Origin of the sequence: Vibrio gazogenes (assembly GCF_002196515.1) — a bacterium.
GTDB classification, from domain to species: domain Bacteria; phylum Pseudomonadota; class Gammaproteobacteria; order Enterobacterales; family Vibrionaceae; genus Vibrio; species Vibrio gazogenes_A.
In genome coordinates, this window is sequence record NZ_CP018835.1 from 1,615,311 (window position 1) to 1,631,531 (window position 16,221).

Here is a 16,221-nt window from a genome sequence, read left to right on the forward strand (position 1 = left end):
CGAAACAACTCTGAATTTTCTTTTTTCTATTGTGTTAGCGTTCTTGAACTCTTCAATGATGCAGCTATAACGTCGATCAGCACTAAAACAGTCGGTCATAAAAGCGAGTGTGACTATCTCAACACCTGACTCAGTACTCGAAGCTTCATATGACGGTTTGCTTTGAGCAACTCATCCAGCCAATTCCCGTATCCGGCATTTACCAATACCTGAGCAACATAGGGAGCTTCTTCCTGACTCAGTTCTTGAACCAAATACGTTTTGACCGGTTCAGGCATTGGATTGAGCCGAACTAAAGCCTCAATCGCCTGTGCTCTCAAACTTGGGTTTTTGCTCGCAGCCATCACTTGCTGCACCGAAAAGTCATCCGTCAAACCAGACAGCCGGGTTAATTCTGCTACAGAGTGATCATCTGATTTCATCAACCACAATAACCGATAAACATCTTGATCCTGACTTGTCCGAGCCAGTGCAACCATGACTTGTGTCGAAGGCAACCAGCTACGAATACTGGCATCAATCACCTGCTTGACTAAATAATCCAATCCCGACTCCGATAGACTACCCAACTCCTGAATCAACAGAGATTCCCGAGCATGGATCTGACGTTTATCTTCGGATAACCATTGTTGTAACGGCAGTTCATGTTGTTCAACTTTTAGCACAAAATCGAGGATGCCTTTCTCCTGTTGCCAGGTTTTAACTAAGCGATTGGCAACCGCTGGGTAATCAAATGCAGGCGTGGAAAATTCGAATCCTTCACCTTGTTTGGTGAGATAATAAACTGGTGGAATCAAACGCTGTTGTTCGACAAAGCGCTCCACTTGTGCAGAAAAGATAGTTTTTTCTTGTTCGAGAGTCCGGAGTAATAAAAAACGAACCGCCTCTTGCTGAGGTAAGGCTAACCGCTGCAAGGCAAACGTTAAAGAATCCATTTCATCATCAGCAATCAGCTGTTTGAATGCTTCAACTTGGTGCTGAATAGTGGGGGCTTGTAACAGTTGATTACGGCTTTGTGCATCCAATGACTGCGCAGCAACTGGAAAGCAAGTGAAACAAACACAGAGCAGGAGTTGCGATACCCACGTTCCTTGTGGCATGTGTTAACCTCCATGTAACATCTATTTTCATTTTCGGTGCATCTTTTATGAAATGCAAGAAAAAGCGCCACCGTTTCCGGTGGCGCTTTCATCATGAGAACGGTCTAGATTTTACTGGCGTCTCATCGCATCAAAGAACTCATCATTCGTCTTTGTCATCGCCAGTTTATCAATGAGGAATTCCATCGCATCAGTTTCTCCCATCGGGTGAACGATTTTGCGCAAAATCCACATTTTCTGTAACTCATCGGATTTGGTCAGTAACTCTTCACGGCGCGTTCCTGAACGGTTGAAGTCAATCGCAGGGAATACACGTTTTTCCGCAATCTTCCGGTTCAGGTGTAATTCCATATTCCCTGTCCCTTTAAACTCTTCGTAGATAACCTCGTCCATCTTCGAACCAGTATCAACCAAGGCCGTCGCGATAATCGTCAAACTACCGCCTTCTTCGACATTACGAGCCGCACCGAAGAAACGCTTAGGACGATGGAGGGCATTCGCATCCACACCACCAGTCAGAACTTTACCTGAAGAAGGAACAACCGTGTTGTAGGCACGCGCCAAACGTGTAATTGAATCCAATAAGATCACAACGTCTTTCTTGTGTTCAACCAAACGTTTCGCCTTCTCAATGACCATTTCTGCCACTTGAACGTGACGAGATGCTGGCTCATCGAAGGTAGAAGCAACAACCTCACCTTTAACCAAACGTTGCATTTCTGTCACTTCTTCCGGACGTTCGTCGATCAGCAGCACCATCAAAATACACTCGGGATGGTTGTGAGCAATGCTTTGAGCAATGTTTTGCAACAGCATTGTTTTACCAGCCTTTGGTGGGGCAACAATCAAGCCACGCTGACCTTTTCCGATTGGTGATGCTAAATCCAAGACACGAGCGGTAATATCTTCAGTCGAACCATTGCCGCGTTCCATCACCATCCGTTCGTTGGCATGTAGCGGTGTCAGGTTTTCAAACAGAATCTTGTTACGGGCGTTATCTGGTTTATCAGCATTGACTGTATTCACTTTCAGCAATGCAAAGTAGCGTTCACCTTCTTTTGGTGGCCGAATCTTCCCAGCAATCGAATCACCTGTTCGCAGGTTGAAACGACGAATCTGACTCGGTGACACATAAATATCGTCCGGTCCAGCCAGATAAGAGCTGTCTGCACTACGCAAAAAACCAAAGCCGTCCTGGAGAATTTCTAATACGCCATCACCAAAGATGTCTTCACCACTTTTTGCGTGAGCTTTTAAAATAGAGAAGATAATGTCTTGTTTTCTTAAACGCGCGAGGTTTTCAAGCCCCAGGCTCTCACCCAGCTGCACGAGCTCAGACACAGGTTTGTTCTTTAATTCTGTTAAATTCATTGTGGTGGATACTTGTTTAGTCAAAATTAGGATCTGTTTAGTAGTGTTAAGATGGATTTGGCCTCAGGATTGACCAAGAAGTGAACATATGATTCATTAGTGTGCGATAACCTAGCACTATTTATTACCCTAGTCTAGATTTTGTTTTATTTCCATGTGCAAAACCGTACATATCTCTATGTACGGTTTTCAGCCATTATAAATTGGCGTCTAAAAACTCTTTGAGCTGAGTCTTTGACAACGCACCAACTTTTGTTGCTGCAACACTACCCTCTTTAAATAGAAGTAATGTTGGAATCCCACGAATACCGAACTTCGGTGGTGTAGCCGCATTTTGATCGATATTTAATTTACCGATCATAATTTTACCTTCGTACTCATTCGCAATTTCATCCAAAATCGGTGCAATCATTTTGCATGGACCACACCATTCTGCCCAGAAATCAACAAGTACAGGGACTTTAGCATCGGTTACACTACTTTCAAACGTGTCATCGGTGAGCTGAAAAATCTTATCACTCATCTTTAACTCCAATGTATTTTCTTGGACCAGTTGCATAACAACCAGTAATTTTGATGCTCTATTGGAATGTATTTACTTCCGTATTGCAAGCTTAAGCTGATATTCTATAGTGATGAAAAAGACGCATATCACAGAGCAAAAATTCGCCGACTTGGGATTAGACCCTCAAGTTACAGCAGGTTTGGAACAAAAAGGGTTCGCTTATTGCACCCCAATCCAAGCCTTGGCGCTGCCGGTAGTGCTCTCCGGCCGTGACATTGCAGGCCAGGCCCAAACTGGGACTGGTAAAACGCTTGCGTTTCTTACTGCAACCTTTAATCATCTGCTAACTACGCCAGCTCAAGAAGAGCGGGAGCCAACTCAGCCACGAGCAATTATTATGGCACCAACTCGTGAGTTAGCGATACAAATTTTTAACGATGCAGAACCACTGGTCCAAAGTACCGGCGTAAAAGTCGCACTGGCTTATGGTGGTGAAAGTTACGACAAACAACAGTCTAAGTTACAGCAAGGTGTTGATATCCTTATCGGAACAACCGGTCGGATTATCGATTTCTACAAACAAAAAGTCTTCAACCTGAACCATATTCAGGTGGTCGTTCTCGATGAAGCAGACCGAATGTTTGATCTCGGTTTTATCAAAGATATTCGTTTTCTGTTCCGCCGAATGCCGCCACCGAAGAACCGACTGAACATGTTATTCTCCGCAACCCTCTCTTATCGGGTTCAGGAATTGGCATTTGAGCACATGAACAGTCCAGAGCATGTCGTTGTCGAACCAGCGCAAAAAACCGGACATCGAATCAAGGAAGAACTGTTTTACCCATCGAATGAGCACAAAATGGCTTTATTGCAGACCCTCATTGAAGAAGAGTGGCCGGACAGAGCAATCATTTTTGCCAATACCAAACATAAATGTGAACGAGTCTGGGGACATCTGGCTGCCGATGGTCATCGTGTCGGACTGCTGACCGGTGATGTGCCGCAGAAAAAACGGGAACGCATTCTGGAGCAATTTACTCAGGGTCAGTTGGATATCTTAGTCGCAACCGATGTTGCTGCACGAGGACTGCATATCCCTCAAGTCACTCACGTCTTTAACTACGATTTACCAGACGACAGTGAAGACTATGTACACCGGATTGGTCGGACGGGCAGAGCCGGAGAAAGTGGTCATTCGATTAGCTTCGCCTGCGAAGAATACGCTATCAATGTGCCGGGAATAGAAACATATATCGAACATTCAATTCCGGTTTCTGATTATGACCCAGCGGCATTATTGACTGACTTACCCAGTCCGTTAAAACTTGCTTCATCAAAAACATCAAGAAGAACCAATACTGGTGGTTCACGGTCTGGACGTCAGAATGGACGTGGTAATAATTCAGCCAGAAAACGTCCGCGACAAAACAACCATCAGAATAAAAATAGCTGAGTGAGTCTATGAGCCAAGCCGTATCTTCACCTCTCTATGCTGCCATCGATCTCGGATCAAACAGCTTTCATATGCTGATTGTTCGCCATGTTGAAGGCAGTATACAGACGATGGCCAAAATTAAACGTAAAGTGAGACTTGCAGCCGGACTGGATGAGAATAACTCACTCAGTCAGGAGGCGATGCAACGAGGTTGGGATTGCCTGAGTCTGTTCGCAGAACGATTACAGGATATTCCCAAGGAAAATATCCGCATTGTCGGAACCGCAACCCTCCGAACGGCCATCAATGTCGATGTATTTTTGCGTCAGGCCAATCAGATCCTTGGACATCCCATCGAAACCATTTCAGGTGAAGAAGAAGCGGCAACCATTTATAAAGGGGTTGCCCATACCTCCGGTGGCAGCGGACGTCGGTTCGTGGTTGACATCGGTGGCGCAAGTACCGAACTGATTATTGGTCAAGGTTTCGAAGCCAAAGCCTTAACCAGTTTAAAAATGGGCTGTGTCACTTGGCTCGAAAAACACTTCAGAGATCGTCAGCTCTCGCAAGCAGACTTCGAACACGCAATCGAAGACGCGAAAAAGATGCTAACGCCAATTCTGCAACAATACCGCACAATCGGCTGGGACATCTGTGTCGGTGCCAGTGGTACCGTACAAGCGTTACAGGAAATCATGCTGGCTCAGGGGATGGACGAAGTCATTACGCTGAGCAAGCTGAAGCGCCTCCAAAATCAGGCAATGCGGGCGGATCATCTCGAAGAGCTCGAAATCGAAGGACTGACGTTGGAAAGAGCGCTGGTTTTCCCAAGCGGTCTGTCGATCCTGATTGCCATATTTGAGGAATGCCAGATCGAAGCCATGACACTGGCAGGCGGTGCCCTTCGGGAAGGTCTGGTTTATGAGATGATTGAGGGATTGCGTCAGGATAATATCCGAGAGCGAACCATCCACAGTATCCAGAGCCGCTATCAAATCGATACGGTCTACGCGGCTCAAGTTTCAGACCTCGCCAGTAAATTGTTTAACCAGTGCGGTGGCACGGCATGGATCGTTGAACCACAGGCAGAAATGTTGCTCAGAGCCGCGGCACAGCTACACGAAATCGGCTTAGCCGTGGATTATAAAAAAGGCGGGGAACACAGTGCTTATTTGATCCAGCATTCGGAACTGCCCGGCTTTACCCGCGCGCAGCGTTATTGTCTTGGTGAGTTGGTCCGTCGCTATCGCGACAATATCACTTCCATGCCAGAACAATACGCCCTTTCAGGCGCCAGTAGTAAACGCTTACTCAGGCTCTTACGTCTTGCGGTGTTACTAAGCCACCGACGCAATTCAGCACTCGAACCTCGTGTACAACTGGATTGCTCGGAAGACACGCTCCAATTATCGCTGAATGCCCAATGGCTCGATGCGAACCCATTGACCAAAGCTGAACTGGAAATTGAAGCCAACCGACAAACCGATATGGGATGGCCATTGGAAGTCATTGCCCAACCCTAACCGATCAGCTGGTTGGAATGCTCGCTGAATGACCCGACCAAACCGGTCGGGTTACTTCTGCGCCACACTCATCAACACAAAATCTGACACACAATATCAGCCGTTCGTCTGAGCCCTCAATCTTCGTTGGTCATATCGTAACCTTGCCGAGCACGGATTTGCTGTCGCACACGATTGAGTACCGCCCGTAATTTCAAAGGCTTGACCGGTTTTGGTAAAAAACTAAATCCGTTTGACTGAATCGCATCCATCATCTCTTGCGTCCGATCGGCACTGATAATAATCCCTTCAAACTGATTCCCCAGACGCAAACGGCACTGCTGCAAGACTTCCAACCCTGTCCGTCCCTGCTCCAAGCGGTAATCGGACAAAATGACATCCGGTATCCACCCACCATCCAGAGCTCTCAAGCTCTCGACCAAATGAGTTGAGGTGCGAATATCACAGCCCCAACGCGATAACAGATCAGACATTCCAATCAGAATATCGACTTCATTATCCACACATAACACTTTAATCTGCGATAAATCAGTCACGTCATTGACGGCAGGCACAACTTTATCGGCAACGTCACGAGGATGAGAACGTTGCAGTGATAACGAAAATACACTGCCATGTCCGGGCCACGAGCGCATTGAGATTTCATGCCCCAACACATAGGCAATCCCTTTCGAGATGGCCAAGCCGAGCCCAAGCCCCTGCTCAGAACGAACCTGCCCGCCACGATTAAACTCTTCAAAAATCTCATGCTGCTTATCTGGTTCAATCCCGATCCCGTTGTCCCAGACCTCAATGCGAACTTGCGCGCCAACATGACGAATACCGAGTACCACTTTCCCATGGGGCGCATAGCGGAACGCATTGGTCAGGAAGTTCTGAACAATTCGCCGGAGTAACTTCGGATCGGACTTCACCACCACCGACGAAGGCACCAGCGTAAAATCAATGCCCTGCTGTTTAGCGATTGCATGAAATTCAGCATTCAAATTCACCAAGACATCATGAATGGCGAAACTGTGAATATTGATATCCAACTTCCCGGATTCGAGTCGGGAAATATCCAGCAAATCCCCGATCAGTTCCTCTGCTGCCCCCAATGCGCTCTCAATATGTGCAGAGAGGCGTTGCACTTCCGCTTCCCGGGCAATTTCCGACAGCGACGACGCAAATAGCCGGGCGGCATTGAGCGGTTGCATCAAATCATGGCTCACCGCTGCCAGAAAACGAGACTTGGAACGGGATTCCCGTTCCGCCCGTTGTGTCTCCTGCACCAACTGACGATTGAGTTTTTCTAGCTCCTGAGTTCGTTGATGCACTCGCTCTTCCAGCGATTCATTGGCCTGTTTGAGCGCATCTTCAGCTTCACGGAACGCGGTAATATCGGTAAAACTCATGACAAAACCACCACCGGGCATCGGATTGCCTTGAACCTCAACCACCCTCCCATCCGGTCGAACGCGCGAAGAGGTGTGTCGGGTCCCATGCTCCAAATGCTCAACCCGCTTGCGCACATGAGTTTCAACATCACCCGGCCCACACAACCCCTGTCGCGCATTATGACGAATAATATCGGCAATCGGCCGGCCAACCTGAATCAATCCCGGCGGATAAGAAAACAACTCCAGATAACGCTGATTCCAGGCGACCAAACGCAGCTGTTTATCAACCACCGTCAATCCTTGTCCGATGTGTTCGATAGCCCCCTGAAGCAGACTCCGGCTGAAGTCATACAACTCTGACGCTTCATCGACAATCGCAGCGACTTCTTCAAGGTGCATATTTTTACCCTGCAATGCAGAAGCAAGGACTAACTTCGCTGAAGATGCGCCAAAAACACCAGCCAATACCCGTTCGGCATGACGGATCAGTACCGCCGGAGCCTGCTGATTGGGTAAATAACGCTTCTGCTGCTGCGCCCAGAATTGTTCGAACGCGACTTTCATTCTGCCTCGCCCGACAAAACGGGCAACCAGCATTTCCAGTTCCGCAACAGACACTCGACTCTGGTAGAGCGTCATATTTTCGTTATCAGGGAATGGTGTGCCGACGAATGTGGCTGACTGTAAGCGCTCACTCAGACTCGGACGAGTAATGATGGAAATGCTCCAATAGCAGAGGGTATTAAGCACAACACTGAGGATCATTCCCCAGTCAGACCTTGATATGCCTAACCCGGCAATCGCTTCAGGAGGGCTAATCAGCCAGATGAGCGGGTTAGACTGTGCATCTCCGGCCAATAAGTGCGTCTGAACCATTAAGGTAATCAACCAGAGTGAAAAGCCAACCGCCAAACCGACATAAACACCTTTTTTATTGCCGTCACGCCAGTAAATCCCACCAATCAATGCAGGTGCGAACTGAGCAATCGCCGCAAAAGAGAGGAACCCAATCGCAGAAAGCGACGGCACCGCATCCAGTACGCGATAGAATCCCCATGCACAAGCCAGTAACACTAAAATCAATCCACGGCGGATTCTGAGTAACAAACGGGAAAAGTGACGATGCCCCTGATGAGAAAAGCGCATCCGCCGGAGTAAAAAAGGCACCACCAGATCATTAGAAACCATAATGGTAAGCGCAATCGTCGAAACAATAACCATCCCGGTCGCAGCCGACGTCCCCCCTAGAAACGCAATCATCGCTATCACATCCGCATCGACAGCCTTAGGGATACTAATCACGAAGGTTTCTGCCAAACTGGCATCCATCATCCCCGAACCGACCCATGATATCGGCAGAACAAACAGCCCCATCAGAATCAGGTAAACCGGAAATATCCGCCGGGCAATATGGAGATCCTGTGGTTTTTCATTCTCGACAACCATGGTATGAAACTGGCGAGGCAGGCAAATAATCGCCAGGATGGTCAAAACAAGGTGAATGAGCAATGTCGGCCAATGCGGTGCCACCATCGATTCGCGCACGATATCACCCAGATCGAATGATGTCTGATGCCAACCAATATAAACGATGAACAGACCAACCCATAGAAAAGCCACCAGCTTAACCAACGACTCAAAAGCAATCGCCATCATCATACCGCGATGATGCTCAGTATTATCGATATGCCGGGTGCCAAACAAAATGGTAAATACGGCGAGCGCCAATACAACCACCCAAGATATGTGACTTTCGGTCAACTGCTCTGGGAAAGGAAAATCTGACGTCACGACATGGATACCCATCGTCACACCACGAAGTTGCAGGGCGATGTAAGGCAGAATACCGATGACTGCAATCAGCGTTGCAGCCACAGCAAGCCCTTGAGATTTGCCATAACGTGCTGCGATAAAATCAGCAATAGACGTAATATGTTCGCGCTTCGCAATGAGCATCAGACGGGCTAATATCCGCCAGCCAAAGACAAAGACGAGAATCGGTGCGAGATAAATCGGTAAAAATGACCAAGCATGATTGGTGGCTTGTCCGACCGTGCCGTAGAACGTCCACGAAGTACAATACACTCCGATAGATAAGCTATAAATCCAAGGCCGGAAGCGTGCCAGCCAATTCAGATTTTTGTCACCGTACCAAGCAATAAAGAACAGCAGTCCTAAATAAAGAAACAGAACCGGAATGACAATCCATGACTGCATGAAATGCTCCTTATCGCTAAGACGGAAAATAAGTCAGAAAATAAGACAGAAAGTAAAGAATAGATGGCTTCATTGTCTGACTCACTGAAATCAAAACAATTTTATATCGAAAATGATTCACATTGCAGTGCAGTGGTAAGCCAATGAGATCCCAGACGCATAGATAGATGGTTTTCGGGATCTCCGGGAAGAAGGTGTGGCACATGTCAGGCAGTTCAATCGCTCGTGGTCTTGCAAGCCTCTTTATGCTGCGTAAAGATGAGATTGCGTAAAGAGGCTCTTTATTTTCTATCCTTGCCCGGGCGCAGAATCTAAATGATGCTCCCGCACAGAATGGCGGGGCTCCAACCGAACAAAAAGCGCCGCAACCCCCATCAGGGCCATTCCCCAGAAAATGTTAGCGCCCCAGCTTTCAAATCCCCAGCCACTGATTGCCGTCATCGTTGCAATCACCGCCCCCAGAGGAATGGCATTGTACAGTGACTGTAATGCAACCATTCTCTCCGGGACAGATTGTTGGATATAACGAATGGTCGCCAGATGTGCGACCGCAAATGTCAGGCTGTGAAGCAATTGAATCAATACCAGTGCGGCAAGCTCAGTGGTGAAAGCCGTTAAACTCCAGCGCACCACAACCGCACAGGAAGAAAGCAAAAACATCCCCCGGATCGACCATGAACCGAACAGGCGGCGACTGAGCGCAAAAATACAGATCTCCGCAATGACGCCCAAACTCCACAGGTAACCAATAATTTCTTCTGAATGTCCGACCGATTTCCAATACACAGAACTGAAACTGTAATAAGCCGCGTGACTCCCCTGAATCAGAGAAACCAGTACTAAAAACTTAATCACTTGCTTATCTTTCAGCATGTCGATTAGTTTAGGGCGCACCACTTGTGTTTCGGTGTGCGTCACCGGAGTGGGATTTGGCGCGCGCAGACTGATTAAAAATGTCACACTCATGCCCAATAACGCGGTATACAGAATCCAGTCATTCCCCCAATGCGCAACAACCCAGCCAACCACCAGCGAACCAACAATGAACGCAACCGACCCCCACAACCGAGTCCGGCCGTAATCGAGCATTTTCATCTTGGTGTAGTAGTTGGCTAACGTGTCCGAAAGGGGGATGATCGGCCCAAAGCAGGAATTAAACAGGATGGTTGCCAGCGCAATCCAGATCAGATTCTCCACGGCAAAAATATGCGCAGCAATGAATCCAATCGCCAATAGAGTCAGCACTCTCAGCATCGGCACATACCATTCAGCGCGGTGGACTCTCGGCGTCACCAGTAAATTCGCCAGACAGCGGGTACCGAACGCGAGCCCCATGATCAGTCCGATATCGGTTGATGCGACGCCTTCACTTTTGAGCCACAACGCCCAAAATGGCGTATAGATGCCATAGACAAAGAAAAAACCGAAATAATACTGAGAGATCCAACGGAACGGAGAAATACTGAACATAACAACCTACTGATGCAAAAAGCGACGGATGACGGATGTATACCCAAATGACCTCAAGATGCAGTTTCAGTGAACTCGCCCTTCGGGAGTGCTTCTATCAGCGCCTTTCTGTGTCAAATGCTATTGAAATGGGAAGGCCATTCCTGCCGACATTTTCCTTGAATGACGCCGATTGAAGACACTCTGAATCCGGCATCTTGAGGTTACTTGGGTATAGATAACCGCGCCTATTATGCTTTGAATGCCATATCAGGAAAAGGGAATATTACTCAACACAATGTTTCCTCTATCTCTTATGTTTTTCCGATAATGACTCATCCTGATACGGATGCGTTGCGAACGTTATATTTCTTCTCTTTGAATGCGTACCACTTGAGCCATCGTTGCTGGCATTAGACCAAAGTCGTCTGGAGGCAAATCAGATTTCAGCCAAAATTAAATCAGATGCCCTCGACCAGAAAGGTTGCTATGCCAGATAAATTCAATCTTCAGTCACCCCCATTTGATCGCCTGACCGCAGCACAACAGCAGCAGCTTCTCTCCGCGCTGGATGTCGCTTATTTTCGGTCGAGGGACACATTGTTGCATCGCGGTGAGAGTGGACAATATCTGCACATTCTCATCAAAGGTGTGGTTGAAGAACGCTCAGAAGATGGTCAGGAAGTCTTTGCTCACTACGCGGGCGAAGATATTTTCGATGTTCGTTCCCTGCTTGACGGAACAGTCAGACATCAATACGTCGCACTGGAAGATACGCTGGCCTATCAATTACCCAAATCAGTTTTTCTGGATTTTTATCATCAGAACGGACAATTTGCGGCTTATTTTGATAGTAACCTCGCCACCCGTCAGGCGCTGCTCGAAAATGCACAACAACAGCAGAACCTCGCAGAGTTCATTCTGACCAAAGTAGATCGGGAGATTTATCATCCACCAATCATCGTCACCCCGGAGCAAACCATCGCTGATGTCACAGGGTTGCTGAAAGACAACAACTGCGATGCCGCATTGGTACAGTTATCGGCAAACGACGCACGATTCACGCAGACAACGTATCCGTATGCCATTGTGACCCGAACGGACATGCTCCATGCTTTGGCATTAGACACGCTATCGGTTAGCACACCGGTTGGTCAAATCGCCACTTTCCCGGTCTTTCAGGTGAATGATGGGGAGTTTCTATTTAATGCAATGGTGATGATGATCCGTAACCGAATCAAACGGATCATGGTATGTGACGGCAACCAAGCCGTTGGCATGTTGGATATGACCCAAATTCTCAGTACCTTTTCCACCCACTCCCACGTACTGACACTGAGCATTGCCAGAGCCTCCAGTATTGAAGAGCTGACCATCGCTTCTAACCAACAACACAAATTAGTCGAAAACCTCGTCAGCAACGGCATCAGAACCCGTTTTATGATGGAGCTGATTGCCGCAGTCAATGAACAAATCATCGAGAAAGCCTTTGAACTCATCGTGCCGCCGGTGATGCAACAGCAATGCTGCCTACTCGTTTTAGGCTCAGAAGGACGCGGAGAACAAATTCTCAAAACGGATCAGGACAATGCATTAATCATCAAAGATGGGACAGACTGGCCGGATTGCCAGCATGTGATGGATAAACTGACACATACCCTGATACAACTCGGTTATCCGGTCTGTCCGGGCAAAGTGATGGTCAACAATCCACACTGGGTGAGATCCCAGCGAAACTGGCAAACAACACTCTCACAATGGGTCGGGCAAGCCAAACCAGAACAAATCATGAATATCGCCATTATGGCGGATGCTCACGCCGTCGCTGGTAATCGGTCGCTGTTATATTCCGTACGAGACCACCTCTCCGGGCTCATGGCTGATCAAGAGTTGATCCTGTCAGCTTTCACTCGCCCTGCACTGAATTTCTCCCTGCCACTGACATTATTCGGCAACGTGAAATCCTCTAAATCAGGGCTGGATATCAAACAAGGGGGGATTTTCCCGATTGTCCATGGCATCCGGGCACTGAGTCTAGAATACCGGATAACAGAACAAAACACGTTTAAGCGTATCGAAGCGCTCACCCAAAAACGCGTGCTGGAACAACAAACCGCTGACAATCTGAGTGAAGCGCTCAAACTCTTCTTTAAACTGCGGCTCATACAACAACTGCAACAACCGGAACGCCATAATCATTTGGACATTAAATTACTCGACAGCACGGAACGGGACTTATTGCGTCATAGCTTGCATATCGTCAAAAAATTCAAGCAATGGTTGTCCTATCACTACCAGATTAGAGACTAAGCCCATGAACCGAATCTCACGCCGATACTGGTACTACAAACTCAAAGACTCCGCTTATCGGTGCCTGTTCTTACCACCGGAGCATCAGGAATTCGTCTCACTGGATTGCGAAACAACCAGTCTCAATCCGCAACAGGCAGAGCTGGTTTCAATTGCTGCCACAAAAATTGTCGGTAACCGGATTCTGACCAGTCAGTCATTTGAAGTGAAGCTGTGTGCGCCCAGAACACTAAATGCAGATTCAGTCCGGATTCACCAGATCCGCCATCAGGATCTCAGTGATGGCCTCACAGAAGCCGAAGCGCTGATCCAGTTATTGGATTTTATCGGTAACCGACCGCTGGTGGGGTATCACATCCGCTATGATAAAACTATTCTCGATATTGCCTGTCGCAAGCATCTGGGCTTTCCGCTACCGAACCGCCTGATTGAAGTGAGCCAGCTCTATCATGAACAACTGGAAAAAATGCTACCGAATGCCTATTGCGACCTCAGTCTGGAAGCCATTTGTCGTCATCTGGATCTGCCGTTGCAAAATAAACATGATGCCTTGCAAGATGCGCTCTCTGCTGCGTTGGTATTTGTACGTTTAACACAAGGTGATCTCCCCGCCTTTTCTTCAGCCTGAACGCGGTCATTTTCTGCGAGGGACCACTCACAACAAACCGTGTTCCCGACATTTGTGACACCTTGAATCACAATGATTTTTTACTCACAGATCTCATTTAGCCTAAAGTCTAATTGTGCAATCCCCCTATCTGAACAAGAGTTATTACACCTAGGTAACCTCAAAGCACGCCAATCGGGTGAGTTCGAGTTCATTTGGGTACAAGAATTTCGATCCTCCGAAAATATTTATTACAAGCCCAAAGCAATCATGATGAATCGGAGCGGTCCCTGCATTCAAAAGGAGAAGAAGCTATGAGTGATGTTCATGTTTATCCGGTTAAGAACAATATTAAAGAACATACCCACGCGGATAACGACACTTACTTATCAATGTACCAACGCTCAGTTAGCGACCCAGAGGGATTCTGGAAAGAACACGGGCAGATCGTCGATTGGATAACCCCTTACACCAAAGTCAAGCAAACCTCATTTGATACCGGTCACGTGGATATCCGCTGGTTTGAAGATGGGACGCTGAACGTTTCTGCCAACTGTATTGACCGTCATCTCGCGGCACATGGCGATGACGTGGCAATCATCTGGGAAGGTGATAACCCGAATGAAGATAAAACGCTGACCTTCAATCAACTTCATCAAGATGTCTGCCGCTTTGCTAATGTTCTGAAAGATCAGGGCGTGCGGAAAGGTGACGTCGTTTGTCTTTATATGCCAATGGTGCCGGAAGCCGCGGTTGCCATGCTGGCTTGTACCCGTATTGGTGCAGTCCATACCGTGGTATTCGGAGGATTCTCCCCGGAAGCACTCGCAGGACGCATCATCGACTCCGACGCCAAAATAGTCATTACCGCAGATGAGGGGGTTCGGGGTGGACGGGCAGTCCCCCTGAAGAAGAATGTCGATGAAGCCCTGACCAATCCTGAAGTCAAAACCATCAGTAAAGTCGTGGTACTAAAACGCACCGGTGGCAGTATTGACTGGCATGATCACCGGGATGTCTGGTGGCACGAAGCGACGTCTAAAGCATCGGACGACTGCCCGGCAGAACCCATGAAAGCAGAAGATCCCCTGTTTATCCTGTATACGTCCGGTTCAACGGGTAAACCCAAAGGTGTTTTACACACAACCGGGGGTTATCTGGTTTATGCCGCCATGACCTTTAAGTATGTTTTTGACTATCAACCCGGAGAAGTCTTCTGGTGTACCGCGGATGTCGGCTGGATCACCGGTCACACCTATCTGGTTTACGGCCCGCTAGCCAATGGCGCGAAAACCATTCTGTTTGAAGGTGTCCCAAACTATCCGGACACCAACCGCATGAGTCAGGTGGTCGATAAACATCAAGTGAATATTCTCTATACTGCACCGACGGCAATCCGGGCACTGATGGCAAAAGGCAATGAGGCAATCGACGGCACCTCACGAGACAGTTTACGCATCATGGGATCGGTGGGTGAGCCAATCAATCCGGAAGCGTGGGAATGGTATTACCGGACGATAGGTAATGAGAAGTCTCCGATTGTTGATACATGGTGGCAAACAGAAACGGGTGGCATTCTGATCACACCACTTCCCGGAGCAACCGCGTTGAAACCCGGCTCAGCCACGCGACCATTCTTTGGTGTCCAGCCCGCACTGGTCGATAACGTGGGCAATCTCATTGACGGGGCAGCAGAAGGGAATCTGGTCATTCTCGACTCTTGGCCCGGTCAAATGCGTACGGTATACGGAGATCACGAGCGGTTCGAACAGACCTATTTCTCCACTTTCAAAGGGATGTACTTTACCGGTGATGGTGCCCGCCGTGATGAGGACGGCTATTACTGGATTACCGGTCGTGTGGATGACGTCCTCAATGTTTCCGGTCACCGTATGGGAACCGCAGAAGTCGAATCCGCACTGGTGGCATTCGATAAGATTGCAGAAGCGGCAGTTGTCGGGATTCCACACGATATTAAAGGTCAGGCTATTTACGCCTACATCACGCTCAATGATGGTATCTACCCCTCTTCTGAATTACATAAAGAAGTCAAAGATTGGGTACGTAAAGAGATTGGCCCAATCGCGACACCGGATATACTCCACTGGACCGATGCGCTGCCGAAAACCCGTTCCGGGAAAATCATGCGTCGCATTCTGCGCAAGATTGCCAACGGAGACACCAGCAATCTGGGCGATACGTCAACACTCGCAGACCCAAGTGTGGTTGATAAGCTGATCGCAGAGAAAGCAGCTCTCAGTTAAAACAACCTCAAATTCACACGAACGCTCCTGAACTGTGAAGCCATCTCTCCGATGGCTTCAT

General features: G+C 48.1%; 10 protein-coding genes. 5 read left to right on the top strand and 5 right to left on the bottom strand.

Annotated features, from left to right (window positions below; genetic code table 11):
- Nucleotides 1–113: 113 nt before the first annotated feature.
- The 3 genes from BSQ33_RS07300 to trxA all read right to left on the bottom strand — a co-directional run bounded on the left by BSQ33_RS07300 (nucleotide 114) and on the right by trxA (nucleotide 2,994).
- Entirely contained in the window at nucleotides 114–1,100 is a 987-nt protein-coding gene (locus BSQ33_RS07300) for a hypothetical protein (protein ID WP_021021954.1), read from the bottom strand.
- Nucleotides 1,101–1,211: 111 nt separating this feature from the next.
- A complete protein-coding gene (gene rho / locus BSQ33_RS07305; RefSeq protein WP_021021955.1) occupies nucleotides 1,212–2,471 on the bottom strand; it encodes a transcription termination factor Rho in 1,260 nt (419 codons plus the stop codon).
- A gap of 196 nt (nucleotides 2,472–2,667) precedes the next feature.
- On the bottom strand, nucleotides 2,668–2,994 hold the full coding sequence (gene trxA / locus BSQ33_RS07310) for a thioredoxin TrxA (RefSeq protein WP_088134552.1): 327 nt from the start codon (nucleotides 2,992–2,994) through the stop codon (nucleotides 2,668–2,670).
- Nucleotides 2,995–3,106: 112 nt separating this feature from the next.
- Between trxA and rhlB the strand changes: the two genes are divergently transcribed.
- Nucleotides 3,107–4,429: an ATP-dependent RNA helicase RhlB gene (gene rhlB / locus BSQ33_RS07315; RefSeq protein ID WP_088133741.1), complete on the top strand. Its 1,323-nt coding sequence runs from the start codon at nucleotides 3,107–3,109 to the stop codon at nucleotides 4,427–4,429.
- A gap of 8 nt (nucleotides 4,430–4,437) precedes the next feature.
- Nucleotides 4,438–5,934, top strand: a complete 1,497-nt coding sequence (gene gppA / locus BSQ33_RS07320) for a guanosine-5'-triphosphate,3'-diphosphate diphosphatase (RefSeq protein ID WP_088133742.1) — start codon at nucleotides 4,438–4,440, stop codon at nucleotides 5,932–5,934.
- A gap of 116 nt (nucleotides 5,935–6,050) precedes the next feature.
- Here gppA and BSQ33_RS07325 read toward each other — a convergent pair whose 3' ends face one another.
- Both BSQ33_RS07325 and BSQ33_RS07330 read right to left on the bottom strand, forming a co-directional pair.
- Complete coding sequence (locus BSQ33_RS07325) at nucleotides 6,051–9,530, bottom strand: PAS-domain containing protein (protein ID WP_088133743.1); 3,480 nt, start codon at nucleotides 9,528–9,530, stop codon at nucleotides 6,051–6,053.
- A 288-nt stretch (nucleotides 9,531–9,818) separates the two neighbouring features.
- The gene (locus BSQ33_RS07330) at nucleotides 9,819–11,000 is read right to left on the bottom strand and encodes a 3-phenylpropionate MFS transporter (protein WP_088133744.1); all 1,182 of its coding nucleotides are present in this window, start codon (nucleotides 10,998–11,000) and stop codon (nucleotides 9,819–9,821) included.
- Nucleotides 11,001–11,468: 468 nt separating this feature from the next.
- Here BSQ33_RS07330 and BSQ33_RS07335 point away from each other — a divergent pair, with 468 nt between their 5' ends.
- From BSQ33_RS07335 to acs, 3 genes are all read left to right on the top strand, one after another.
- On the top strand, nucleotides 11,469–13,289 hold the full coding sequence (locus BSQ33_RS07335) for a DUF294 nucleotidyltransferase-like domain-containing protein (RefSeq protein WP_088133745.1): 1,821 nt from the start codon (nucleotides 11,469–11,471) through the stop codon (nucleotides 13,287–13,289).
- Between the two features lie 4 nt (nucleotides 13,290–13,293).
- Entirely contained in the window at nucleotides 13,294–13,917 is a 624-nt protein-coding gene (locus BSQ33_RS07340; RefSeq protein WP_088133746.1) for a 3'-5' exonuclease, read from the top strand.
- A 293-nt stretch (nucleotides 13,918–14,210) separates the two neighbouring features.
- The gene (gene acs / locus BSQ33_RS07350) at nucleotides 14,211–16,160 is read left to right on the top strand and encodes an acetate--CoA ligase (protein ID WP_088133748.1); all 1,950 of its coding nucleotides are present in this window, start codon (nucleotides 14,211–14,213) and stop codon (nucleotides 16,158–16,160) included.
- The last annotated feature ends 61 nt before the right edge of the window (nucleotides 16,161–16,221 follow it).